19 protein-coding genes and 4 tRNA genes are annotated in these 24,440 nt (G+C 64.1%); 2 read left to right on the forward strand and 21 right to left on the reverse strand.

Features of this window, described 5'->3' with window-relative positions:
• The 15 genes from NZ849_RS12090 to NZ849_RS06665 form a co-directional block, all read right to left on the reverse strand.
• The coding region (locus NZ849_RS12090) for a GTP-binding protein (protein WP_300967844.1) at positions 1–139 on the reverse strand (139 nt) is incomplete at its 3' end.
• A 71-nt stretch (positions 140–210) separates the two neighbouring features.
• Positions 211–286 (reverse strand) — tRNA-Thr (locus tag NZ849_RS06600).
• 68 nt (positions 287–354) lie between these two features.
• A tRNA-Gly gene (locus NZ849_RS06605) sits at positions 355–430 on the reverse strand.
• A 62-nt stretch (positions 431–492) separates the two neighbouring features.
• Positions 493–578 (reverse strand) — tRNA-Tyr (locus NZ849_RS06610).
• A 4-nt stretch (positions 579–582) separates the two neighbouring features.
• Positions 583–658, reverse strand: a tRNA-Thr gene (locus tag NZ849_RS06615).
• A gap of 103 nt (positions 659–761) precedes the next feature.
• Positions 762–1,478 (reverse strand): PucR family transcriptional regulator, encoded by a 717-nt coding sequence (locus NZ849_RS06620; RefSeq protein ID WP_295405530.1) that lies wholly within the window; start codon positions 1,476–1,478, stop codon positions 762–764.
• Between the two features lie 57 nt (positions 1,479–1,535).
• Positions 1,536–2,819: a Zn-dependent hydrolase gene (locus tag NZ849_RS06625; RefSeq protein WP_295405532.1), complete on the reverse strand. Its 1,284-nt coding sequence runs from the start codon at positions 2,817–2,819 to the stop codon at positions 1,536–1,538.
• An 80-nt stretch (positions 2,820–2,899) separates the two neighbouring features.
• Entirely contained in the window at positions 2,900–3,985 is a 1,086-nt protein-coding gene (locus NZ849_RS06630; protein WP_295405534.1) for an ABC transporter substrate-binding protein, read from the reverse strand.
• 89 nt (positions 3,986–4,074) lie between these two features.
• The gene (locus NZ849_RS06635) at positions 4,075–5,013 is read right to left on the reverse strand and encodes an ABC transporter permease (RefSeq protein ID WP_295405536.1); all 939 of its coding nucleotides are present in this window, start codon (positions 5,011–5,013) and stop codon (positions 4,075–4,077) included.
• Complete coding sequence (locus NZ849_RS06640; protein ID WP_295405538.1) at positions 5,010–5,891, reverse strand: ABC transporter permease; 882 nt, start codon at positions 5,889–5,891, stop codon at positions 5,010–5,012. Before NZ849_RS06640 ends, NZ849_RS06635 begins: the two co-directional genes overlap by 4 nt.
• A 26-nt stretch (positions 5,892–5,917) precedes the next feature.
• A complete protein-coding gene (locus tag NZ849_RS06645; protein WP_295405540.1) occupies positions 5,918–6,661 on the reverse strand; it encodes an ABC transporter ATP-binding protein in 744 nt (247 codons plus the stop codon).
• Between the two features lie 138 nt (positions 6,662–6,799).
• A complete protein-coding gene (hydA, locus tag NZ849_RS06650; protein WP_295405542.1) occupies positions 6,800–8,182 on the reverse strand; it encodes a dihydropyrimidinase in 1,383 nt (460 codons plus the stop codon).
• Positions 8,183–8,260: 78 nt separating this feature from the next.
• Complete coding sequence (gene preA, locus NZ849_RS06655; protein WP_295405544.1) at positions 8,261–9,646, reverse strand: NAD-dependent dihydropyrimidine dehydrogenase subunit PreA; 1,386 nt, start codon at positions 9,644–9,646, stop codon at positions 8,261–8,263.
• 14 nt (positions 9,647–9,660) lie between these two features.
• Positions 9,661–10,995: an NAD(P)-dependent oxidoreductase gene (locus NZ849_RS06660; protein ID WP_295405546.1), complete on the reverse strand. Its 1,335-nt coding sequence runs from the start codon at positions 10,993–10,995 to the stop codon at positions 9,661–9,663.
• 259 nt (positions 10,996–11,254) lie between these two features.
• Entirely contained in the window at positions 11,255–13,708 is a 2,454-nt protein-coding gene (locus NZ849_RS06665) for an EAL domain-containing protein (protein ID WP_295405548.1), read from the reverse strand.
• Positions 13,709–13,957: 249 nt separating this feature from the next.
• On the opposite strand from NZ849_RS06665, the gene NZ849_RS06670 reads away from it, so the two are divergent.
• The gene (locus NZ849_RS06670; RefSeq protein WP_295405550.1) at positions 13,958–14,995 is read left to right on the forward strand and encodes a LacI family DNA-binding transcriptional regulator; all 1,038 of its coding nucleotides are present in this window, start codon (positions 13,958–13,960) and stop codon (positions 14,993–14,995) included.
• A gap of 73 nt (positions 14,996–15,068) precedes the next feature.
• Here NZ849_RS06670 and NZ849_RS06675 read toward each other — a convergent pair whose 3' ends face one another.
• The 5 genes from NZ849_RS06675 to NZ849_RS06695 form a co-directional block, all read right to left on the reverse strand.
• Positions 15,069–17,441 (reverse strand): ATP-dependent helicase, encoded by a 2,373-nt coding sequence (locus NZ849_RS06675; RefSeq protein WP_295405552.1) that lies wholly within the window; start codon positions 17,439–17,441, stop codon positions 15,069–15,071.
• A gap of 417 nt (positions 17,442–17,858) precedes the next feature.
• Positions 17,859–19,700 (reverse strand): PQQ-binding-like beta-propeller repeat protein, encoded by a 1,842-nt coding sequence (locus NZ849_RS06680; RefSeq protein WP_295387818.1) that lies wholly within the window; start codon positions 19,698–19,700, stop codon positions 17,859–17,861.
• A gap of 27 nt (positions 19,701–19,727) precedes the next feature.
• Entirely contained in the window at positions 19,728–20,666 is a 939-nt protein-coding gene (gene fmt, locus NZ849_RS06685; protein ID WP_295405554.1) for a methionyl-tRNA formyltransferase, read from the reverse strand.
• Positions 20,667–20,700: 34 nt separating this feature from the next.
• Positions 20,701–21,315, reverse strand: coding sequence for a peptide deformylase (gene def, locus NZ849_RS06690; protein ID WP_295387821.1), 615 nt, complete (start codon positions 21,313–21,315; stop codon positions 20,701–20,703).
• A gap of 69 nt (positions 21,316–21,384) precedes the next feature.
• Positions 21,385–22,290 carry a CAP domain-containing protein gene (locus NZ849_RS06695; RefSeq protein ID WP_295387824.1) on the reverse strand — a complete coding sequence of 302 codons (906 nt, stop codon included), beginning with the start codon at positions 22,288–22,290 and terminating at the stop codon, positions 21,385–21,387.
• A gap of 340 nt (positions 22,291–22,630) precedes the next feature.
• Here NZ849_RS06695 and NZ849_RS06700 point away from each other — a divergent pair, with 340 nt between their 5' ends.
• Positions 22,631–23,197 carry a CAP domain-containing protein gene (locus tag NZ849_RS06700; RefSeq protein WP_295405556.1) on the forward strand — a complete coding sequence of 189 codons (567 nt, stop codon included), beginning with the start codon at positions 22,631–22,633 and terminating at the stop codon, positions 23,195–23,197.
• On the opposite strand, the gene NZ849_RS06705 is transcribed toward NZ849_RS06700, so the two are convergent.
• On the reverse strand, positions 23,194–24,429 hold the full coding sequence (locus NZ849_RS06705; RefSeq protein WP_295405558.1) for a pitrilysin family protein: 1,236 nt from the start codon (positions 24,427–24,429) through the stop codon (positions 23,194–23,196). The two genes, NZ849_RS06700 and NZ849_RS06705, sit on opposite strands and share 4 nt — an antisense overlap.
• Positions 24,430–24,440: the final 11 nt, after the last annotated feature.

Below are 24,440 nucleotides of genomic sequence, written 5' to 3' on the forward strand. Positions count from 1 at the left end.
TCTGCACCTCCACGTTCGGATTCGCCGCCGCCGCTACATACGTGATCGCAGCCGTCAACGTCGTCTTCCCGTGGTCCACGTGCCCAATCGTCCCTACGTTCACGTGTGGCTTCGTACGCTCAAACACGCCCTTGGCCATAGCTGCCTCCTTTGGCTTCCGCTTTTTCTCAGGAACACACCGCCCGCAGCGGTGGACGGGCGGTGTGGGCTTGGAGCTCGGGATCGGGCTTGAACCGACGACCTCACCCTTACCAAGGGTGTGCTCTACCAGCTGAGCTACCCGAGCAGAGCGCTGTAGCGCTTCCGAAAAGGCGGGCGGCTGGGGAGGGCCCCAGCCCCTCGCCTGTGTGCGCTTGGAGCGGGAAACGGGACTCGAACCCGCGACCCTCGGCTTGGGAAGCCGATGCTCTACCAACTGAGCTATTCCCGCAGGGGCGCCTCGCGCCGCTCATAGCTTACCGCTACCAGCCTTGGCGCGCCCATAGAGCGCCTTGGTGGGCAGGGGAGGATTCGAACCTCCGAACTCCGAAGAGAGCAGATTTACAGTCTGCCGCCTTTAACCACTCGGCCACCTGCCCTTGTTGGAGCCACCCATCGGAATCGAACCGACAACCTTCCGATTACAAGTCGGGTGCTCTACCAGTTGAGCTAGGGTGGCCCGGCTTGCCGTTCCGATGGGGCGCTTCTGGACTTGGGGTAGAACCTCGTCCAAGACGTAAGGTTACACCACTGCCAAGGGGCTGTCAAGCTGGGCAACCCCGTTATCCAGAGGCTCCTCGCTTGAGCAGTTCCAAGGCCACCCAAAGGCCAAAGCGCCGCTCGAGGCTTTCGAGATCGCCAAGCATGCCCCTCAGCTGCTCCAGCCGATAGTAAACGCTCTGCCGCCGCACCCCCAGCCTGCGGGCCGCCTCAGCAATGTTGAACTGCGCCGAGAGTAGGGCCTCGAGGGTTGCCAAAAGGGTGCTTTTAGGACGGCTGGGCAGGTGCAAAACCGCGCCAAGCTGCTGCTCAACAAAGCGCCTATCCCGCCCGGTCTCGACCAGGGCCTCCACCAGCGCCTCCAGGAGGGGCTCTTCCCCAGGGGCCGGACGCAGGATGCGCTCGTGGGCCGCGCGGGTCAGCTCAGCAAAGCGCACCTCGGTGCGGAAAACCAAAATGGGGAACTGCAGCATCCGGGCAGTCTGGAGCATCTCCGGGGGCACTTCCTGTAGCCACCGCACCAGCTCGAGGCAAAGCCCGCCCACCCCAGCCTCGGCCAGGGAACGCACGTAGGCCATGCGGGCCTCAGGCGAGCTGCGGGAGAGTTCCAGCCCGGTGCACAGCACCAGCTCGCCTCCAGACAAAAGCCGGGCCACGTCCAGCACCTCGGCCACGTGAACCCAGGTGATGTGGCTGTCCAGCTTGGTCTGGCCCGACAAAATCTCTGCGCCCGCAAAGGCGGGAAGCTCCAGAATCTGGCGCAGGGTGGGCAGGCTCACGGCGCAATTCGGACGGGCGCGCCAATCTGTGACGCACCCCGCTGTTCCGAGGTCCAATCACTCACAACGCCCATCCGCTCCTATAATCCCTTCACGGGAACCGTGTCGCTTTAGTATCCAACGCATAGCCTTGTCGGCCAGTCGGTCCAAGGCCCGCACCGCCATTTCCAGGTGCTCTTCTCTGGTGTCCTCAATTTTGTTGTGGCTGATGCCGTGGAGGCTTTGTACAAACATCATCACGGTGGGAATCCCCGCCCGAGCCACCTCTGCGGCGTCGTGCAACGGCCCAGAGGGCAAACGGTGGGAAACCCCCGCCACCTCGCGGATGGCCTCGTCACAAAGCTCGATCAGCTCTGGGTGGAAGAGGATAGGCTCAATCCGCCAAATGGTCTGCCACTCGGGCGCCGGCAGGCCTCCCTCGCGGGCAAAGCGCTGGCTGGCCTTCTCGGCCTCAAACTTGAGCCGGGCCAGGGCCTGGGCATCCAGGTGGCGCTGGTCCAGGGTAATGGTGCACTCGGCCACCACGCTGGTCACAATACCAGGCTTGGTCAAGCAGCTCCCAATGGTACAGACCCCCCCGTTGCGGTCGGTGATGTGGTAGATCTCTGGGGCCATCTTGGCCGCAGCCAGAAAGGCGTCCTTGCGCCTGTGCATGGGAGTCGAGCCAGAGTGGGCAGCCTGACCACGGAAGGTAATGGCATGGCGCTCCACCCCAAAGGTGCCCAGCACCACCCCCAGCGGCAGGCCCAGGTCCAGCAGCACCGGGCCCTGCTCTATGTGGAGCTCGAGGTAGGCGGCAGCGTTCTCCCGCTCTTTTTGCGCCTCCAGCATCCGGCCAAGCTCCACCCCGCAGCGCCTGAGCGCGTCCTCCAGGCGAATCCCGTCCTTGTCGGTGCGGTCTTTTTCAGCTTCGGGCTCGAGCGTACCTGAGAAGGCCGAAGAACCCAGAAGGCTTCGGCCAAAGCGGGCTCCCTCCTCGTCGGCCCAGTCCACCAGACGTACGGTAACGGGAGGCCTGCCGTCGTACTCCTCGGCAATCCTGCGCAGAACCTCGAGGCCAGCCAGCACATTCAAACACCCATCCAACCAGCCCCCACCCGGCACCGAGTCCAAGTGGCCCCCAATCAAAAGGGCCCTCTCGCTCTCGCCTTTTAGGGTAACCCAGTTGTTGCCCGCAGCGTCGTAGTGCTGTTCTACCGGTAAGCCCCGCAGCTTCTCGTTGAACCACGCCCGCGCCTTGAGCCAGGTATCCGTCCAGGCCACCCGCCAGGCCCCATTCTCATCAGCAGTCAGGTCGCGTAGCTCCTTCAACTCGGCCAGCGTTCGCTCAGGATTGAGCACAGCCACCTCCCGGCCTGCCCGCTTGGCCTAAGTGGGGAGCAGGCCGTTTCCCACCAAGGCCAAGCCGGCAATCCTCATTTCTACCTCCAGTCCCTGGCCCGCTTACCCGTGGCCAGCTCCCAAGGGCCGTAGTCCACTGTGGCCGCAGGCGGGTCTCTGGTCAGAATGCCCTGCTCCCGCAGGAGCCGCACTGAGGCCTGGTAATCGGCGGGCACCAGGAAGCCAGCCCAACCCTTGGTGGTCGCCCCGGCGTTGTAGAGCTTGGCAACCTCAGCCATCTGCCAGGTCTGGTGCTCCTTGGCATCTGCACGGGTGCCCGAGCCCTTGCAGGTGTTTCCGCAGACCGGAAGCACGTACTTCTCCACCGTTTCAGCCTGGTTGGCCACCGCCCAGTTCCACCCCTGCAAGGTGGCCCTGATGAGGCGCGCCGCCACCTGCCGGCCGGTGAGGCCCGAGCCCTTGAAGTTGCGGTTGTTGAGCACCCGCTCGGTGGTAAAGAGCAGGTCTTCCAACAAGTTGATGCCCAGGTCAGCCAGCTTGAAGATATCCACCTTGCTCTCGTCGTAGCCCAGCCCAGCAATTTGGTTGACCTCGTTGTAGATCATCGCCGAAACCAGCTGCACCTTATCCGGGAAGACCAAAGCCGGGTCAAAGGGATAGGTCACCGCGGTAACGTCTGGGTTGGTGGCGCGGGGATCAAGCGAGCTGGTCAGGCCGCACTTGCGGAAGAGGGCCACCGCCGGGTACTCGTTGCCCGAAGGCCAGACCCCTACGCTTTTGCCCTTCATATCCCGGCAGATGTCCTTGATTCCCGTAGACTTGAGCGCCACCAAGGTAAAGCCCGAGCGCTGGAATATCTGGGCAATGTGCACCACCGGAATGCCCCGCTCCCTCGCGGTAAGGAGGTCGGCAATCCAGGTGGTGCCAAAGTCGGCTGCCCCAGACTGTACCATCTGGATAGGCGACTGGTCCCCAATCGGGAGGAGGGTAACATCCAGCCCCTGAGCCCGGTAAAAACCCCGCTCTTTGGCCACAAAAAACCCAGCAAACTGGGCTTGTGGGAACCATTTGAGCTGTAGGTTTACCTTGACGAGATTCTGCTGGGCACCCGCCAGCGACCCCAGCACAAACAACGCCAACACCGCAAAGACCGACCACTTTTTCATGGGATACCTCCTTCTGCTACACCTTCAGACACCGCTCAAACCCTGACTCCCCCAACACTCATCTAACCTGCGGGCATAGTCCCTCCTCGTTAGCCCCTGCGGAACGAAACGTGCCACCCAGTGAGCCTGCGCTCCACCCAGGTCACCAGGCCGTACCAGACGATTCCTGCTGCTGAAGCAACGATAATGGCCGCCCACACGATATCAAAGCCAAACCGACCCGCCTCGATCTGAATGCGAAACCCCAACCCCTGCCCATTGGCTCCAAAAAACTCGCCCACAATGGCTCCAATCATGGCTAGGGTAGTACCCAGCTTCAGAGCGTTGAAAATAAAGGGCAGCGCATTGGGAAGCCTTAGCCAGCGGTACTGCTGCATCTCGCTGGCGGCGTAAGAGCGCATCAGGTCAAGCGATATGGGGCTCACCTCGGTTAGGCCCCGAAAAGTGTTGACCACCACCGGAAAGTAGACTGTGATGGCACATATTGCCGCCTTGGAGGGCCAGTCAATCCCCACCATTTTGACCAGCACCGGCGCCAGGGCCACGATGGGAATACTGCTAAAAAGGGTGGCATAAGGTAGGAAGCCCCGCTCCAAAAACAGGTACCGGCTCACCAAAAAGGCGGTCAGCACACCCAGGCTGCACCCTATCAGGTAGCCCACCAGGGCTTCTTTGAGCACGGTTTGGTAGGCATCCTGCAAAAGCACATCCCGAACTGTGTAAAGGGTAGCCAGGACCCGAGTGGGGGTAGGGACGAGGCCCGGGGGTACTTGGTAAGCCCGGAGCAAGGCCTCCGCGGCAACCAGCAGGGCCAGCAGGGTGAGGGCAGCCGGGGTAAAGCCCAACAACGGATTCCGGGTATGGGCCAACCGACCGGCCACCTGAGCCAGCCCTACCGCAGAAAGCAACACCCCCAGACCGATGGAAAGGCGAAGGCCCAGGGGGGCCACCTCACTCTCTTCCCACCAGCGCACAATAAAGGCAATCTGCAGGGCAAAGCCCGTGGTCAGCAGGCCCCAACCCTTCACGCGCGTACCTCCTGCCTAGCCGGTGGAGCCTTTGACCTGGGGGCGACTTGGGCCTGCCGCCAGGGGGTGAGCAGGCGCTCGAGCCAGCCCACCGCCGCCACCAAGAGAATGCCCAGTGCGGCCGAGGCAAACATAATTACCCACATCGCCACCACGTCCGAGGCCCGGGAGTTCTCGGCCAGCATCTTGCCGATGCCCTGGAAGCTGATGGTGGAAATCTCAGCCACAATCGCCCCTATGAGGGCCGCGGTCATGGCTACCTTGAGGGCAGTGAAGAGGTAGGGCACCGAGGCGGGAAGGCGGAGCCGCAGGTAGGTCTGCCAAGGGCTAGCATTGTAGGTCCTGAAGAGGTCTAAAGCCAGCGGGTCGGGGCTCTGCAGCCCCTTGGCTACCCCGATGGTAATGGGGAAAAAAGCGATGTAAGCGGCGATGATGGCCTTGGGCAGCCAGCCCTGCACCCCGTACTGCCCCAGCACCACCACCAGCATGGGGGCGATGGCGATGATGGGCACGGTCTGGGAAGCCACAATCCAGGGCAAAAGCGCCCGCTCAAAGGCCCGCGAGGCCACCATCCCCACCGCGAAGAAAAGGCCTACGGCCGCGGCCAGCAACAGGCCCACCAGGGTCTCCAGGGCAGTTACCGCCGCGTTTAGAGGGATGGCGTTGGGGGAGTTTAGGGGGAACATCAGGCTTAGGAAGCCATCCCAAAGCTGCTGGGGAGAGGGTAGAACCGGGCTACGAAGCTGACTGGCGCACTCAAAGGCCGTCTTGCACGGCAAAGCCGCCCCCGTATCCAAAGCCCGCTGGGCCGCTGGGATATTAACCAAATACATAATAGGCCAGTACAGGGCCAGCACCACCAGCGCCACCACCAGCATAGGAACAAGATTCGGCGAGAAGCGCATCACTCAGCCACCTCGTAGCCGTGTCCCCTGCGTAGGGCCTCGCGCACCTCGGTGGCAAGGCGGAAAAACTCCGGCAGCTCGCGGGTTTCGAAGCTGCGGGGCTGGGGCAGATCAACTGGGATGATGGCCTCGATCTTGCCTGGGCGGGGGGTCATGACCACGATGCGGGTCGAGAGGAAGACCGCCTCGGGGATGGAGTGGGTCACGAAGATTACGGTCTTGCCCGTCTCCCGCCAGAGCCTGAGGAGCTCCAGGTTCAGGTTCTCGCGGGTGATTTCATCCAGGGCCCCAAAGGGCTCGTCCATGAAGAGGAGGTGGGGGTCGAAGGCCAGGGCCCGGGCAATGGAGACCCGCTGCTGCATCCCCCCCGAAAGCTGCCAGGGGTAGTGGCGGGCAAACCTTTCCAAACCCACCAGCTCGAGCATCCGCTCGGCCCTGGCCTTGCGCTCGGCAGGAGGGAAGCCCATAATCTCCAAGGGCAGCATCACGTTGGCCAGCACCGTGCGCCACTCCATTAGGGTGGGGGCCTGGAACACATAGCCGTAGGCCCGGGCCTTGCGAGCTTCCTCGGGGGTTTTGCCCCCGATGTAGATGGTGCCCGCGGTGGGCTTGATGAGATCAGCCAGAAGGCGGAGTAAGGTGGTCTTGCCGCAACCTGAAGGGCCAATAAGGCTTATGAACTCGCCCGGGGCCACCTCGAGGTTGGCCTCCTTGAGCGCCACGGTCCCGTTGGGAAAGACCATCGAGACGTTCCGAACTGAAACAATAGACGAGGAAGCCTGCCCCATCCCAGGAGAAGAAGCCGGATTGACCTGCGCCATGCCACCCACCATAACCTGTTCCCTTGCAACCTCGAGCCCCAGGTCCCACCAATGCCCAACTCACCCGAAGTACATCGGTTCCCGCTTTAGGAAGCGCCCCCAACCCCTCTCCCCTACAAACTGCCCGTCGCGCACCATCACCCGGCCTCGAACCGTAACCACGCTGGGCCGGCCATCGATCTCGAAGCCCTCAAAGGCGTTGTAGTCGTTGTTCACGTGCTGGGTCTTGACCGAGATAACCCCCCGGTAGCTGGGGTCATAGACCACCAGGTCAGCATCCGCGCCCACCGCGATGGTGCCCTTCCTTGGGAAAAGCCCGAAGATTTTGGCCGGCTTGGTGCTGGCCGCGTCCACAAAGCGGTGGATGTCCAGGTTTCCCCGGCTCACCCCATAGGTGTAGAGCAGGTTCACCCGGTCCTCGATGGCCGGGATACCGTTGGGAATCGCGGTAAAAGCATCCTTGCCCAGCAACTTCTGCTCGGTGTCGAAGGGGCAGTGGTCGGTGCCCACGGTGTCGATAAAGCCCTGGGCCAGCGCATCCCAAAGAACCCTCTGGTTGCGCTTATCGCGCAAGGGAGGTGACATGATGTACTTCATGGCCTCCACCCCGCCCTGCTCGGCGTAGGTTTTGTCCAGGAGGAAGTGCGGTATGACCGACTCGACATAGATCGGCACGCCCCTGGCCTTAGCTGCCATGGCCGCATCCAGCGCGGGCTTGCAGGAGAGATGGACCACGTAGCCGGTGGCCCCGGTGTTCTCCAGGAAGGTGGCGAAGCGGCTCGTCCCCTCGGCCTCCACCGACTCCGGGCGGCTGGGCTCATGCCACTCGGGGCCGGTCTTGCCCTCGGATAAAAGCTTTTGCTGCAGACGGCCCACCAGTTCAGCGTTCTCGCAGTGGGCGGTCACGATCACCCCGAGCTCCTTGGCAAGCCGCAGGGTGTCGTACATCTCACCGTCGTCCACCCCAAAGAAGTTTTTGTAGGAGAGGAAAATCTTGAAGGAATTAATGCCATCGGCCACAATCTCCCGCAGCTCCCCTTCGGTTTTGGGGTCAAACTTGGAGACGGCCATGTGGAAGGTGTAGTCGCAGTAGCTATTTCCCTCGGCCTTGCTCTTCCACAGGTGGTAGCCCTCCAGCGCATCGTCGTTGCGGCTGGGGCAGCACATCTCGATGTAGGTGGTGGTGCCCCCCATCAGGGCCGCCTTGGAGCCGGTCTCGTGGGTATCCTTGGCAAAAGTAGCCATGAAGGGGAGGTAGATGTGCACGTGGGGGTCTATAAAGCCTGGGAAGACGTACTTGCCCGTGGCGTCAATCACCTCTGTTCCTGGGGGAGCCTCGAGGCCTGAGCCAATCCGGGTGATGGTCTCCCCCTCCGCGTAGATGTCGGCCTTGTAGCGGCTGTCGGCGGTGATGATTTCGCCGTTCTTGATCAGCAGTCCCATCGCACCCTCCTAGCTGCGCAGCGGGTTATAAATATGCACAACTGAACCCCGCGCCAAGGCAGGACCTCCTCGAGCCCCCTAGTGAATTTCAATCCCCACCTCCTTGCGGTAGCGTTCCATCGCCGCCCAGTCCTCTGTCACCTCGGGCCGGGTCTGCATCAGCTCGCGCCAGGTAACGCTGGCCCGTCCCGAGGGCACCTCTACCATCTCGATACAGCCCTCCACCGGGCAGACATTGTGGCAGAGCCGGCAGCCCACACAGTCTTCCTCCCGCACCACCGGTTGGGGGCGGGTGCTCACAGCCTCGTGCTTGCCGTTGGCGTGCGCGTCGTAGCGGTAGGGCGGCACCACCTGGCCCTGGGCGTCCACCAGGTCAATGCACTGGTGGGCGCTATCGTTGCAGGCCACGTAGCAAAGGTTGCACTTGATGCACTTGTCCGGGTTGATGCGGGCCACCGCGCGGAAGGAGAGGTCAAAGTCGTTGAAGTCGGAGATGCGGTGGAGGCTCTTGCCCACCACCTCAGCGATGGTCTTGAAGCCTTTAGCGTCCATCCAAGCGTTCAGGCCGTCCACCAGGTCCTCAATGATGCGGAAGCCGTAATGCATCACCGCGGTGCAGACCTGCAAGCTGGTGGCCCCCAGAAGCAAGAACTCGGCGGCGTCGCGCCAGGTAGTGATGCCGCCCATGCCGGAGATGGGCACCCCGTAGCGCTTCACCTCCTCGTCCACCCCCAGGGAGGAGAGCAGGTTGAGGGCAATGGGTTTAACCGCTGGGCCCGCATACCCCCCATGGCCCCCCTTGCCCCCGATGTTGGGGATGAGTTCAAAGGTGTCTAGGTCGACCCCGATGATGGAGTTGATGGTGTTGATGAGGGAAAGGCCATTGGCCCCCGCGGCTAGGGCGGCCCGGGCTGGGGGCACCACCGAGGCCACGTTGGGGGTGAGCTTGACGATGACCGGAATTTTGGCCACCTCGGTGACCCAGGAGGTAATCATCTGGCAGTAGGAGGGCACCTGGCCCACCGCACTGCCCATCCCCCGCTCGCTCATGCCGTGGGGGCAGCCGTAGTTGAGCTCGATGCCGTCGGCCCCGGTGTCCTCAATGCGCATGACGATATCCCGCCAGGCTTCGGGCTTGGACTCCACCATGGCCGACACGATGAGCGCCCGGTCAGGCCAGTGCCGCTTGACGTCGCGAATCTCCTTTAGGTTAACCTCCAAAGGCCGGTCTGAAATCAGCTCCACGTTGTTGATGGCCAGCATCCTCTGGCTCCCGTAGTGCCAGGCCCCATAGCGGTTGGAGACGTTCAGCACCGGGGCCCCGATGGTCTTCCAGACCGCCCCGCCCCAGCCCGCCTCAAAGGCCCGGTGCACCTGGGCGGCAGAGTTGGTGGGGGGAGCCGAGGCCAGCCAAAAGGGGTTAGGGGACTTTATTCCAGCGAAGTTAATGGACAGATCAGCCATCCTCCCTCTCCTTTCTAGTCGTCCGCTGCCGCACCCAGACTTTGCGCAAACCGTCTGTGAATCGCAAAAGCCGCCAGCTTCCCATCCTGCACAGCCATCACTGTAGAAGCCGAGCCCCTAGCCCGTATGCAATCCCCCCCGGCATAAACCCCCGGCAGGCTGGTCTCGTAGTCTTGGTTCACCTTGATAAAGCCCTTTTCGGTCTCGAGGCCCAGCATCTGGGCCACCCAGGGTTTTTCCTGCCCGATGGCCTTGACCACCTGGTCGCAGGGAATCACAAACTCTGAACCCGGCACCGGTTCTGGGGCGGGCCGGCCCGAGGCATCCGGCGCACCCAGGGACATCCGCACACACTTCAGGCCCACCACCTGCCCGTTTTCGGAGAGTACCTCCACCGGCTGGGCCAGGAAGCGGAACTCCACCCCTTCGTTCTTCACAAAGCGGTACTCAAAATCGTAGGCCGTCATCTCCCGCTCGGTGCGGCGGTAAACCACCGTGACCCGCTCGGCCCCCAGGCGCTTGGCAATGGTCGCACAGTCCATGGCCGTGTTGCCCGCACCAACCACCACCACCTCCCGCCCCACCTTCAGGCTGTGGGGGTTCATCTTGGAAGCTTCGATGAACTCCAGACCATCCAGAACATGCTCCTCGCCAGGTATCTCCAAGGCGGGCACCGTCCCCAGGCCCACACTCAGGAAAACCGCATCGAAGCCCGCCCGCACTTCCTCCCAGGACAGGTTGCGGCCCAGTTCCATCTGGGTCCTGATCTCCACCCCCAGCCGCCTCACCATCTCCACCTCGGCTAAGGCCACCTCCACTGGCTCCCGCAGCGCGATGATGCCGTAGGTGGAAAGCCCACCCGGAAGTTCCCGCTTTTCAAACACGGTTACGCTGTGCCCCAGCTTGGCCAGCTCCCCAGCGCAGGTCAGGCCTGCGGGCCCGGCCCCTATTACTGCCACCCGCTTGCCTGTGGGTGGGCCTGGGCTGAAAACATCCATGCCCCGCCCGTAGACATAATCGGTGGCGTAGCGCTGCAGGCGACCAATCATGATGGGCTTCCCCTCGGCGTTCAAGACGCAAGCACCCTCGCAAAGCTCCTCTACCGGACAGACCCGCGCACAGGTAGCCCCCATCAGGTTGGCCTCCAAAATCGTCCGGGCCGAACCCACTAGATTGCCGCTGGCGATTTTTTTGATGAACTTGGGGATATCAATATGGGTAGGGCAGGCATGGGTACAAGGCGCATCGTAACAGTAAAGGCACCGGTGGGCCTCAACAAGGGCTTCGTGGTCGGTGAGGGGCGGGTGGTACTCCTTCAGCACTTCCTCGGGCTTTATAACCTGCTGCACACTGCCTCCTTATCGAAAACCGCACCTATTTGCATCTGCAAAAAGCGAAAAAACCTTCTTGGTGGACCTCCCTAAGAAGGTTCGCGCCCTCACCGGAGCGGACTTAACCTTGAGCGATTGGGGTTTTACTTACTGGGAATATAAAATTCCGCCCACGCCGTGTCAAGACGTTCGAGCCTCCGCCTCCATGTAGAATATATACAACCCAGCGATAAAATATTCAAGAGCCCCCTCAGAGAGGGGGGCCACCTGGCAAAGGCTAGGCTAGCCGACGCATTCCAAAGGCCTCCTCCAGCGGCATCGGAGGACCGATGTGGTACCCCTGGGCGTAGTGGCACCCGTGGCGGGTCAACCAGTCAAGCTGCCCTTCGCTCTCCACTCCCTCAGCCAGGGTCTTCAAGCCAAAAGCCTGGGCTAGGTGAAGCACAGCCCTCAAAATCTCCTCCGAAGCCGGATCGCGGCCAATCCCCTCCACGAAGCTCCGGTCAATCTTGATGAGGTCCACCGGTACCTGCTTCAGGTGGGCCAGCGAGGAATACCCCATCCCAAAGTCGTCCAGGGCCACCTGGATGCCCAAACCGCGCAAAGCCACCAAGCCCCCCAGCCACTTCTGGCGCTCAGGCAGTAAAGCTGACTCGGTTATCTCGAGCCACAAGAACCCCGGCTGCAGGTTCTCCTCCACCATCGCACGCACCACCTCCCGCACCCAGTGGGGATGGGCAAGGGTAAAGGCCGAGAAATTGATAGCCAGCTCCCCTCCCAGCTGCTTTTGGTGCCGAACTGCCTGCTTTAGCACCGCCAGATCCAGCTCTCCCACCAACCCCGCTTCTTCGGCTAGGGGAACAAACTCCGCAGGGTGCAAAAGACCCCGGGTGGGGTGCTCCCAGCGCACCAAGGCCTCCCACTTGCTCACCGTGCGGCTCTGGATGTCCAGGATGGGCTGGTACTGGATTAGAAACCGACCCCCCTGGATGGCCTTCCGCAACTCCTGAATGGTCTCCAAGCGCTCCAAAGAGTTCATATCCTGGCTCGGGTCATAAACAGCGATGCCCATCCGGGCTTGCTTGGCCTGGTACATGGCCACATCGGCGGCGCGGGCTAGGGCGTCGAGGGTCTGGCCATGCTCGGGGTAGAGAGCCAACCCTATGCTGGTCTGGGCGTAGATGAGCTGGTCTCCTAGAGCAAAGGGGTGCTCAAAAACCTTCCTGATGCGCCGGGCCGCCGCCAGGGCAGAGTCCCGGTCCGCCGAGGGAAGCAGAACCGCAAACTCATCCCCCCCCATCCGCACCAGCAGGTCGTCCTGCCGCAAGACCTCGCGAATTCGCTGGGCAAGCTGACGCAACAGCTCATCCCCCGCCGAGTGCCCCAAGGTATCGTTCACGACCTTAAAGTTGTCCAAGTCAAGGTAGATGAGGGCCGGGGTTTCGCGCTTTCTCCGGTCGGTAACGAAAATTTTCTCAGCCTCAACCCAGAGCTTGCGCCGATTGGGCAGGCCGGTAAGGGGGTCATGGTAGGCCAGGTACTCAATGCGGGCCTGCTGCCGCTTCCGCTCAGCTATGTCGCGAATTGAGATCATAACCCGTTTTTGGCCGTCAAACTGCACCAAGGCCCCCAAGGCCTCCACCTCGAGCTCCCGACCATCCCCAGCAATCAGGCGAATCTCCTCAAGTTGATCGCCCTGCCCTGCAAGGATGCGCTGGATGCGCTCCGCCACCCTGGGCAGGTAGTCGGGGTGAACAAAGTGGGCCACAGGCTTACCCACCACCTCTTCCAAGCGCGCGTAGCCCAAGCTCCGAAGGCCGGCAGGGTTCAGGTACAACAGGGTAGAGCCGTCCAGCAGGGCCACCGCATCGGGCAACGTTTCCAGCAAGGTGCGGTACAGCGCTTCCTGCTCCCGCAGAGCCTCGTAGGCCTGGGCTCGGTCCAGCGCCAGGCTAAGCTGCCCGGCCACCCCCTCCAAGAAGCGCACATCGCGGGGGTGCACCTCCCTCAGGGCAACCGCCACCAGCACGCCCTCAACCCGGCCGCGGGCCACCAGAGGCAACGCCACCCAACCGCGCTCTACCAGGGACAACCCGCGGCTGCGCTCAGGAGAGCGGGTTACCACTACTTCGGCTCTGTGGGCCGCACGCAGGACAATTTCGTGGTTGGCACCAAGATAGGTGGGTAGAGCCTGCCTGCCTTGGGCATAGACCAGTCGGAGCCCCGCGTCTTCGGGCTGGTAAACCCCTATGCTGGCGAAGCGGGGGTACTCGTGCAGCGTGTCCACCACCGCACGAACCAGGGACAGCGGCTCGAGGTCTTGAGCCAGCCCATCGTGCATGCGGGAGAAAAGGGTCAGCTCAGTGTTCCGGTCAGGGCGTGGCTCGGGGTCGGCGTCCTCTAAGCGCCGATCATGGTAATGCCGGGCCAGACCGGCAACCAAGCTGGTCAACAAACCGGCCCCCGCCAAAAAGTAGACCGCCCTGTAGAGCCCCGCGTCCCACACCGCCTGGCCCAGGCTGGGCAAAACCAGCTGCAGGGGAACGCTCATCAAGCCCAGCAGCGCCGCCCCGCCCAAGCCCAGGCTCCAGCCCAGGATAGCGAGGCCAGGCAGGGTCAGCAAGTGAGCGCTCCAGGAGGGGTAGAAGCCAGAGAGGAGTAGGCCGTACCCCCCCAGCAGCAAAAGGCCGCCCACGATTTCGAGCCGCCGCTCCGCCAGCCAGCTTGTCATCGCCACACGCAAGACTACCTCCTCACCTGCGCTGCCCCCCACAAGAGTTTAACTGAGCCAACGCCCAACCTCAGCGTTATTCACATGCTTCGGACAGGTAACGAATCGCCGCCAGAACAGGTTACGGCGCAAAACCCTGTTCGCCGGTCCAGCCCCCCGCCAGCCCCACGCAAAGTAACGCCTGCACCCCGCTCTTCCCCATGTGTTAGACTCTGGAAAAACGCCCTCCTTTCGGGAAGGAAACCTCCTGTGGCCAAGCGCAAACCCACCATTCACGAAGTTGCTCACCTAGCCCAAGTAGGCATCGGAACGGTGAGCCGTGTGCTCAACAACCACCCTTCTGTGCGTCCGGAAACCCGCAATCGGGTGCTCTCGGTGATGGCTGACCTGGGCTACAGCCCCAACCCCCACGCCCGACGGGTGGCCGGCGGACGCAGCTACACGGTCTCGGTGATACTACCGGTCATCTCCACAGAGTTCTACAGCCGGCTGCTGGAGGGCATAGAGCAGGTTTTGAGCGAGGAGCGCTACGAGGTTGCCCTCTTCCCCATCTTCTCCCCAACCCGTCTGCGCCGCTATCTTGAAAACCGTTCCTTGGCCTATCAAACCGACGGGCTCCTGGTGGCTTCCCAGGGGCTGGCCTACCTTTTACCCAACCAGAAATTTCCCACCGAACGCCCCGTGGTGCTCGTGGACGCCTACAGCCCCTACTACGATTCAGCCTACACCGACAACTACCTGGGCGGACGTATGGCCGCAGCCCATTTGGCCCAGTTTCCAGGCCAGTTCTTTGCCATCCAGATGCAAGAGGAGCTGGACGAGATCATGCGCAACACCGTGGGCCGGGACCGGGTAGATGGTTTTCGCGAGGGCCTGAGGGAGGTCGGGTACCCCCTTCCCGAGGCCCACATCTTCACATCGCGCTTCTCTGCGGAGGGCGGCCGGCTGGCCTTGCAGTACTTCATGCGCCTGGCCCCTCCTCCCTACAACATCTTCGCCGGCGCTGACCTGCTGGCCCTAGGGGTCCTGGAGGAGGCTGAGCGGCAAGGCCTAAAACCCGGTCAGGAGGTTCGCCTGCTGGGTTTTGACGGCCATCCCTGGACGGAAGTGCGGGGCCTCTCCACCCTGGCCCAACCCATCGAGGCTATGGGAGCGGCCGCCGCCCGGCTGTTGATGGAGCGCATCCGAGGCTACAGGGGCGCACCCAGGGTGCAGCGCTTTGAGCCAACCCTGGTGGTGCGGGCCTCCACCCGGCCGCAGTCCGAGCAACCAAAGCCCTCCTTGTAGGGGGGCGTCCCGGTCCTTCCCCATTCGGGGGGAGCACGGCGAGCAAAGCGCTGACCAGAAGCCCCTGGAGCGCTCAGAGCACCTCGAGCCGGGCGTAGCGCAGCGCCAGCCGGCGCACTCTATCCCCAAAGGCCACGGTGGCCACCCCATCCTCCAGGCTGACCACCAGCCCGGTGCCAAACTGGGCGTGCCTGACCTTCTGGCCGGGTTTGAGCGCGGTTGCGCCGGAGGGAGCGGGCTTCAGCAAAAAGCGCTCGAGGTCGGCAAACTCGCCCACCGGCCCCTGGCCCGGCTCCACATCGAAAGCCTCCCAGAGGCTTTTCGCTTCGTGAGAAAGCCCCAGCGCCTCCAGCCAGCCGGCCTGCTCGGCCCGGGCAAAAAGCCGCAGCACCTTGGCGGCCACCGCCGGGGCCTGGGGGGCGTTCCACCAGTGGTACAAGTAGCGTTCCAGGCCCAGCCCGTGCGCTCCCCGGGCCAGGGCCAGGGTCTGGGCGGTGGAAAGCTCTTCGGGCGGGAGGGCTAAAGCCTCGCCCACCCGCTCCACTGCCTCCAGCACCTGCAGGTACCTGGCCTCGGTCAAGAAAGGGGAAAGCGGCAGGCTGGACAGGGCATACAGGTAGGTGTAGGCCGAGCTTCGGGTCAGGGCCACGTAGAAGAGGCGGCGCTCTTCCTCGAGGTTCGCCGAGCCGCTATAAGGCAGGGTGCCCTCGTTGCAGTCGGGGATGAAGACCAGGGGCCACTCCAGGCCCTTGGCCCGGAAGATGGTCATCAGGCTGACCCGCTCGCGGGCGTCCTCAGCCAGATGCTCCTGGGCCAGAAGCTCGATGTGCCCAAGCAGGTCGGCCACGCTGCCCTTGTCGCGGGCATACTCCAAAAAAGCCCGCACCCCTTCGGCCCTGCCCACCCCCACCACGTAGAAGCTCGAGGAGCGCAGCAGATGGCGGCGGTAGTCGAGGCGGGCCTCGAGCGCCTCCAGCACCGCGTGGGCCGAGGCCCGCCCCAGCGCCCCGCCCAGCCACTCAAACAGATCGGCCAGCTCAATCAGACGCTGGGCCACGCGCGCCTCTGCCCCGGCGGCTTCTGCTCTGAGCGCATCCAGAAGCGAGGCCCCCTGCTCCACCCGCCGCCAGATGGCATCGGCCATGGCTCGGGTCAGGTAACGCTTGGGGTGGTTGTAGATTTGCAACCAGAAGCGCTTTTTGTCCCCGCCTGGGCTGGCCAGCTGCAAGTAAGCCAGAAGCACCTGGATTTCCGGGCGCTGGTAGAAGGGGATGCTGCCCACCACCCGGTAGGGAATTTGCCGCTCAATGAGGGCCTGCTCGATGTAGGGTGTCTGGGCATAAAGCCGCACCAGCACCACCATTTCGGCGGGGCTGTGGCCCTGGGCTAAGAGCCCGGCGATGTCGCTCACCAGGCTTTGCGCCTGGGCGGGCATGTGCGGCTCCAGGCGCACATACACCCGGCCCGCAAAACCTTTGGTCAGGCTCAGGCGCTTGGGCTCGCGCTGCCGGTTCTGCGCGATGACCTGCCCGGCCAGGGCCACCTGCGGGGCCGGACAGCGGAAGGTGTCGCGGATCAGGTATTTTTGCGCCTGGTAGCGCTTTGCAAAGTCCAGGATGAAACGCGGGCTGGCCCCCCGCCACTCGTAGATGGTCTGGTCGTCGTCGCCCACCGCCATGTAGTTGCGGTGCGGGGCAGTCACCAGGTCAAGCAGCTCCGACTGGGCCAGGTTCACATCCTGGAACTCGTCCACCAGCACCGCCTGGAAAGCCCCCTGCACGGTTTGCAGAATGTCCGGGTAGCGCACCAGCACCTCCCAGCCCTGCAGGAGCATGTCGTCGAAGGTGAGGAGGCCTTCCTCGAGCCGCACCTGCTCAAAGAGGCGGTACAAATCCAGGTACCACTCGAGCCCCTCGGGCGCTTCGGCCTGCGCGGCCACCCTGAGGGCTGAGGGGGGCAGCTGGGCCGCCTTCAGGTCGGCGTAGCGAAGGTTGCCCTTGCAGGCCCCCATGTAGCTCAGGAAGTCTTCGGGCTCGAGGTTTTCCAGCTCGGGCGCCCAGGCCAGCTTCAGCTCGCGGGCCCGCCGCAGGGTGCGCTGCAAAAGGGCCTGCTCAGCACCCTCTTCCCTGACCCGGGCCAGCTTCAAAAGCCCCTCCGCGGCGGCTTTTCGCACGATGCGGTAGCCCAGCGCGTGCAGGGTGGAGACCTGCACCCCCTGGGTATGGGGCCAGCGGGCCAGGGCACGCTTCAGGTCGTCCACCGCCATGCGGCTGAAGGAGGTGACCAGGATTCGGCGCGGCTCAAAGACCCGCTCGCGCACCAGGCGCTCTATGCGGTGCACCAGCGCGGTGGTCTTGCCTGCTCCGGCCACCGCAAACACCAACGCAGGCCCTTCATCGTGGGCCACAACGGCTTGTTGCTCGTCGGTAAGCTGAAGCCTAGCCATCTTCAAGTCTGCCAGTTGTTTCCAGCTCGCGCCAGAACTTATCAAACGAGGCCAAGCCTCCCGAGCACCCTATGCTTGCATTTTTCGGCCAGCTTTCCCACCCTAGCCCGACCGTTTCCAAGTATTTACCAAGACAACGCTTCACCTCATTCTCAAGCACAACTTCCACAAGAGGGCATCCTGAAATGCCAAGGGCCGCTCGAGCTGACGTTGCCAGAGCAGTTCCCCAGCCGTAAACAGCTTTTCTTGGATGAGCCGCTTCTGTTCTTCTGGGATGGGCTCAACCCCACTTACGCCACGCTGCTCGCCAGCTACAAAGGGCAACGAATGCCTCCGTAGTTAGTAAAGTCGGCTATCACTAGCCTCAACCAGTGCATCCGCCAGCACAAAGGGACATGGCTTTATGCTATCCGCAACCTAGGCAAACCGGTACAGCTTCCCCGCCAGTGTGGCCACATACAAGGCCCCCCGGTAGGGCAGGGGTGGGGCCTGGATAGGGCCCAAGCCGCTGGCCTCGAACAAGAGCCGCCCACTCCTGGCCTCCACGCCCAGCACCCGCCCCTCCTCGGTGCCCAGGTAGAGCACCCCGTGGGCAATCGAGAGGGCCGCCGTGACCTTGCCCACCTCCAGGCTCCACACCTCATCGCCGCTTTCCTGGCGAAGGGCGTAGAGCCTGCCGGCCCAGCTCGCCACATAAACCTGCTGCTCGTCGGCGGCGGGCGCACCCCAGAGCTCACCCTCTAGGTCGTAGGTCCAGCGCACCTCGCGCGTGAGCGGGTCAAAAGCATGCAGCTCCCCTGCCCAGGTGGGAATGAAAAGCAGCCCTCCACGAGCCGGTATTGCAGTGTGCACGGGCCCTGTTTCCACCTTGTAGCGAAGGTGGCCGCTTATGGGGTCTAGGGCAAAAAGCCAGCCGTTCTCGGCAGCCACGAACAGAAGCCCGCGGTACAGGGTGGGCGTGGCCGAAAGCTCGCTGCCCGCATGAAAACCCCAGCGTAGGGTTCCCCCGGCATCTAGAGCATAGAGAAAACCATCCCGACCTGGCAGGTAAACCAGCTCAGCCACCAGAGGAGAGGCCGTGATCTCGGCCCGGGTGGGAAAACTGAGCATGGGCCTCCCAGAAAGGCTCAAAGCGGTCAGACGGCCGTCCCAAGCCGCCACGTAGACCCTCGAGGGGGTTACCACCGGCGCTGCCGAAACCTCGTCGCCCAAGCGTTGGCGGTGGACCGAGCCATCGGTCAGGTCAAATCGGGCCAGACCCTGCCCAGCCCCCACCCACAGGCTGCCCTCATGGGCCACCAGCTCGCCCGGCCAGGCCACCTGGCCCAGGAGGTCAAAGCTGCCTGCCAGCTCGAGCCGCTCCGGCCTGGCAGGGCCGCTGGGATAGTGGCCGCTGCGGCTGGCTCCGGCCCTTGGGGTGGCGGAAAGATGCTCCCGGTAGGCCCGCAGGGCCTCCTCAAAGGCGGCGTGGGCCGCCCTGGCCCCAGCCGGCCGCTCAGAGGGGTTCTTCTGCAACAGCGCCACGACCAGCTCGGCCACCTCCTGGGGGACTGCTGGGTTGAGGCTCTGGGGCGGCCGGGGAGGCTCGTAGACGTGCTGATACAGCACCGACTGGTCGTTTTCCCCTTCAAAAGGGGGCCTACCGGTAAGGGTACGGTAGAGCACCGCCCCAAAGCTGTAGAGGTCAGCTTGCGGGGTGAGGGGCAGCCCTTTGGCCTGCTCGGGGGCCATATACTCCGGGGTGCCCACAGTAATGCCGGTACGGGTGAGGTGACGGCTTTCCTGGATGAGGTAGGCCAGGCCGAAGTCCATCACCTTAGGCTGGCCCTCCGGGGTGACCAGGATGTTTCTCGGGGTAAGGTCGCGGTGGATGACCCCTCGAGCGTGCAGGTGGTCCAGCGCTTCTAGTACCCGCGCAGAGGCGGCCAGGAGGCGCAGGCCCTCCATGCCGTCCTCAAAGGGCCCCAGCCGGTCGTAGCTGCCCCCCTCCACCAGCTCCATCACGAAGTAGGTCCGGCCCTCCTCCTCCCCCAGGTCGTAGACCTGCACCACCCCCGGGTGGGAAAGCTGGGAAAGCGCCTTGACCTCCCGGAAGAAGCGCTTCCGTTCGCTGGGATGGATGTGGGCGTGGAGCACCTTGACCGCCACCCGCCGGTCCATGCGCAGGTCGGAAGCCAGCCAGACCTCGGCCATGCCCCCCTCTCCTAGGGGAGCCAGAAGCCGATAACGCCCAGCCAGCACAGCTTGCGGGACACCCATGGGCCAGACCATTATGAAACACGCAGGCTACGCCAGGCGCTCTCCCACGGAAATCCGCGCCCCTCGAGCCCACTCGGCAGCCGACATGGGCCTCTTCCCCTCCGGCTGCACCTCCAGCAGGGTCACACACCCCTGCCCTGCCGCCACCGTCACCCCAGGGGCCACCCGGATCACCGTGGCGGGTGGGGCCGCACAGGGTAGCTCCTCCTTGCGGAGCGCGAGCACCCTCACCCGCCGGCCTCGGAACTCAAGCCAGCTCCCTGGCCAGGGCTGCACCCCCCGGTGGCGGTTGTAGATTTCTTGGGCGGTGCGCTCCCAAACGATCTTTCCATCGTCTTTTTGCAGCATGGGGGCATGGGTACCCTCGGGAGGCTGGGGGATGGGCTGGAGGTGCTCGAGGTCGGCCAGAACCGCAAGCAACAGCTCAATGCCCTTGTCGCGCAGGCGCTCGGAAAGCTCCGGAGCCGTCTCGTCGGGACCCACCGGGGTGCGCCAGCGCGCCACCACCGGGCCGGTGTCCATGCCCACATCGGTCTGCATGATGCAGACAGCGGTCTCGGTCTCGCCGTTAATCAGCGTCCACTGCACCGGTGCTGGGCCCCGGTACTTGGGCAGGTCGGAGGGGTGAAGGTTCAAAAAGCCGTACCTGGGCACTTCCAGCAACTCGGCGGGAAGGATTTTGCCGTAGGCCGCGGTCACGGCCACCTCGAGGGCCAGCTCCTTGAAAAGCGAGAGGAACTGGGGGTTTTTGCGCAAACGGGGGGGCTTTTCCACCCGCAAACCCCTTTCCTCAGCCCAGACCGCCACCGGGCACGGAGTGAGCTTTAGGCCCCGCCCAGCCGGTTTATCGGGCTGGGTCACCACCAGCACCACCTGGTGGTGGCGGCAGAGGGCTTCCAGCACCGGCACGGCCCAGGCTGGGGAGCCAAAAAAAGCGAGTCTACGCCCTAGGGAATGGGAGGCCATAAGCTGTGGGTGGTTCTGCTGGGGCACCCGGCCCTCAAGGCCAGCGATGCCCATCCGCCCCCAGACGCACCGCCTCCTCGCGCAGGAAGGCTCTGGCCTGACGCTGGAACTCGGCCAGCTCCTTGCGGTGTTCGTCGAGGAACTTCTGCTTGTCGGCTGGGAGCATCCGCTGGAAGAAGAAGATGCCGTCAAGGTGGTCTATCTCGTGCTGCAGCACCACCGCCAGGTAGCCCTCGGCCTCGAGCGCCTTTTTCTCACCCCTTTCATTCTGGTACTCCACCCGCACCCTGAGGTCGCGCTGGGCCCCTTCGGCGTAAAGACCTGGCAGGGACAAGCAGCCCTCGAGGACGGACTGCCGCCCCTCGCGGTAGGTGATGACCGGGTTAGCCATCACGTAAACCTCCTTGACCCGGGTCCTGAGGGGGGCTTCGGAGCCTTCCTCCCCTTCATCCTCCAGGTACTCGGCAGCCACAATTAGCCGCTGGCTGATCCCAACCTGCGGGGCGGCCAAACCCACCCCCCGGGCCTCAAACATGGTCTCGAGCATGTCCTGGGCCAGCTCGGGAGTACCGCTGAAATCCCGCACCGGCAGGGCTCTTCTCTTCAAAACCGGGTCGCCGTACAGGCGTATGGGGAGAATCCGGCCCATCTGAAATATTGTCTATGGTCTGGGGGCAGTTGTCTACGTGTTCACAACGACCCCCGCCAGGGCCAGCGCCTAGGGCCCCAGGGGAATCCGGTGGCTGTAGCCCACGCTGTTGCCCCGACGAACGCCCAGCCATAGGGCCCCTAGCGTACCGGGCAGGGCGAGCTCGAGGTGCACCGGCCCGGAGACGTTCTGCCAGGGGCGCGGCTGGGCCCCCACGGCCAGGGTGTAGTCCCCAGCGGGCAGGCTGAGCGAGACCTGCTTGCCCGGCACCAGGCTCCGCTCGAGGGTGGCCTCCAGGCGCAGCCCGCGCTCGCCGCTATGGGTGGCCCACCAGGTCTGCCCATCGAACAGCGCATAGCTTACCTCGGCCCGGGGGGGCAGCTCGAGGCGGGTGTGGATGGGCGGGTTCAGCTGGGCGTAGAGGTGGTCGCCCACGAACACCCCCACCGTTCCGGGAGCCGTACCGGAAAGCACCAGCACCGTGCGCTCAGCCTGGGTGGGGCGAAGCCGCACCTGGGGGTCAAAGGGCCGCCCGACAAATTTCTGCACCACCATCACCCTGCGCCCCTCACGCACCAGCGCCACCCCCAGGTGGGTGAACTCGGGCTTGAGCAGGTTGGCCCGATGTCCGGGGCTGTTCATCCAGCCCTCAAGCGCGCGCTGGGGAATCTCCGCGTCGGGGTAGCCCTCGAAGCCGGCCAGGTTTTCCCCTACCATGATCTCGAGCACCCCCGCAGCCCGCATCCGCTCGGCAACCCCCAGGCCGTCGGGGTTCTGATGGGCAAAAAAGTTGCGTCGGAGCATGTCCCGAGCGTGGCCCAACGCCGCCTCGTAGGCCCGCGCATCCCACTGCAAGGGCCGCAACCCGCGCTCGGTGCGCACCTGGTTGGTGCGCCGAAGCACCTCGAGCTCCAGCGCGCTCTGGGCCCAGACCCCACCCCAGAGCAAACCCAAGAGCAAAAACCACGCCTTCACCCCTTGCATGATAGAGCCAGGACTTCGGGGCGGGCGTTCGTCCGCCTGGGGTCTGGAGCGGGAGGCCCCGACCCAGCCCCTCTGGTCGGGGGGCAGAGCCCCAGGCCGCATCGGGCGACTGCACCCGCTCACCTCCTTCGTCCGCGCGGTTGCCAAGGCCATGGGGCCTTCCGAGGAAGAGCCCCTTCCGCAGCAGCTCTGCGGCCTTCAGCCCGCCGAAGGCAGGGAAAGCGAGCCGCGCTCCTGTCCTCGCAGGCCCCGACGAACCCAGGGTCGGTGTGTTTGACATGAGGGCAACCTCAATGGCCTCGAGGGCTGCGGGCGTGGCAGGATAGGGCCTATGAAACCCTGGACGCTGGCCTGGCTACTGCTGGGCTTGGCGGCCTGCAACCCCTCTACCACCCCCGACAGCCCAAGCCCACCTCCAGGAAGCCTCCCCACCTGCAGCGCGGTCGCGTTCAGCGCCGACGGGCCGGGCCTAAACAGCACCACCTTCACCCAGGCCCTCAACCAGATACGGGCCACCCCCTGCCGGTGCGCGAGGGAGGCGTTTGCCAACCCATCGGCGGCGGTGGTCTGGAACAATCGGCTCGAGGCCGCCGCACAGGCCCACAGCCAGGACATGCAGCAGAACAACTTCTTTAGCCACACCGGCTCCGACGGCTCCAACCCCGGTCAGCGCATCACCCGCACCGGCTACAATGCGGCCAGCTGGGGGGAGAACATCGCCGCCGGATACACCGACATGAACGCGGTGCTCCGGGGCTGGCTCGAGAGCCAGCGCGGCCACTGCGAGGCCATCAAAGACCCCCGCTTCAGCGAAATTGGGGCCGCCCTGGTGTGGGGCAGCCCCTCCAACACCTACCGCACCTACTGGACCCTGGTGCTGGCCCGGCCCAGGGGCTAAGCCGGTGCCAGGGTGTAGAAGAAGCTCCGGCTGAAGGGCTTTTCCTCCAAAAGAGCGTTTACCTCCTCGAGGGTGAGCGCGGCTATTTTGCGGGCCACCTCCTGTAGGGGCTCGTAGGTCCGGTTGTAGGTGTAGCCCAGCCCCACGCTCATCAGCCGCTGCATGGGGGTCTCCCCTGCAAAAGCCAAAGACGTGGCCAGCTTGTTTTTGGCCCGCTCGAGCTCCTCCGCCCGCACCCCCTCCCGCTCGAGACGCTCCAGCTCAAAGCGCAAGGTGTCCCGCACCCGCTCCTCGTTCTCCAAAGCGGTCTGGACGTAGACGTAAAACAGCCCCGCCCGGTCAGCCTCGTCCATTCCAGCGCCCACCGATTCCACCAGGCCCTTATCGGTAAGGGCCCAGTGGAGCCGGCTGTTGCCTTCCTCCCCGAGGATTAGGGCCAGCACCTGAGCCGCGTAGCGACGGGGGTCTTGGGCAGAAACTCCCGGTGCAAAAACGGCGATGTAGGCCTGGGTGGCCTTTGGGTAGGCCTCCCGCAGCTCGCCGGTGGCCAAAGAGGGCTCCGGGTAGGACCGAAGGGCCTCTCCCCGGGGCCAGGCCGCGGTCAGGACCCCTACCCGGTCCAAAACCCGCTCCCAGTCCACCCGGCCGGCCAAAGCCAGGACCAGGTTGGAGGGGACGTAGCGCTGGGCGTGGTAGGCCGCCATCTGCTCCCGGGACAGCCCGCCGATGCTGCTCCGGGTACCCAAAACGCTGTTGCCCAGGGGATGGCCGCGAAAATAGCGAGCCCTGCCCCAGTCAAGGAGCATCGCCTGGGGGCGGTCCTCGTAGAGGGCAATCTCCTCCAGGATAACCTTCTTCTCGGTCTCAAAGTCCTCCGGACGCAGCGCTGGACGCATCAGGTCGGTCCACAGCTCCAACAGGTCCAGAGCAAACTCTGGCAGCACCGCCCCGTAGTAGACGGTGTTCTCTTCGGAAGTGAAGGCGTTGTACTGCGCGCCCATCCGGTCAAACTCGAGGTTCACCTCCAAGGCCCCCCGCCGCTCGCTGCCCTTGAAGAGCATGTGCTCCAGAAAGTGGGAAACGCCCGCCATCTCGGGGGGCTCGTCGCGGCTTCCCGTCTTGCAAAAGTAGCCCAAGGCCACGCTCCTGGCCTCAGGGTTGGCTTCAGCGATCACGGTGAGGCCGTTGGGAAGCACGGCCTCCTTGAACTCCAGGGATTTGGTCTGGGTCATGGCGATAGCCT

This window comes from Meiothermus sp. (assembly GCF_025060375.1).
In the GTDB taxonomy this organism is placed as follows: domain Bacteria; phylum Deinococcota; class Deinococci; order Deinococcales; family Thermaceae; genus Meiothermus.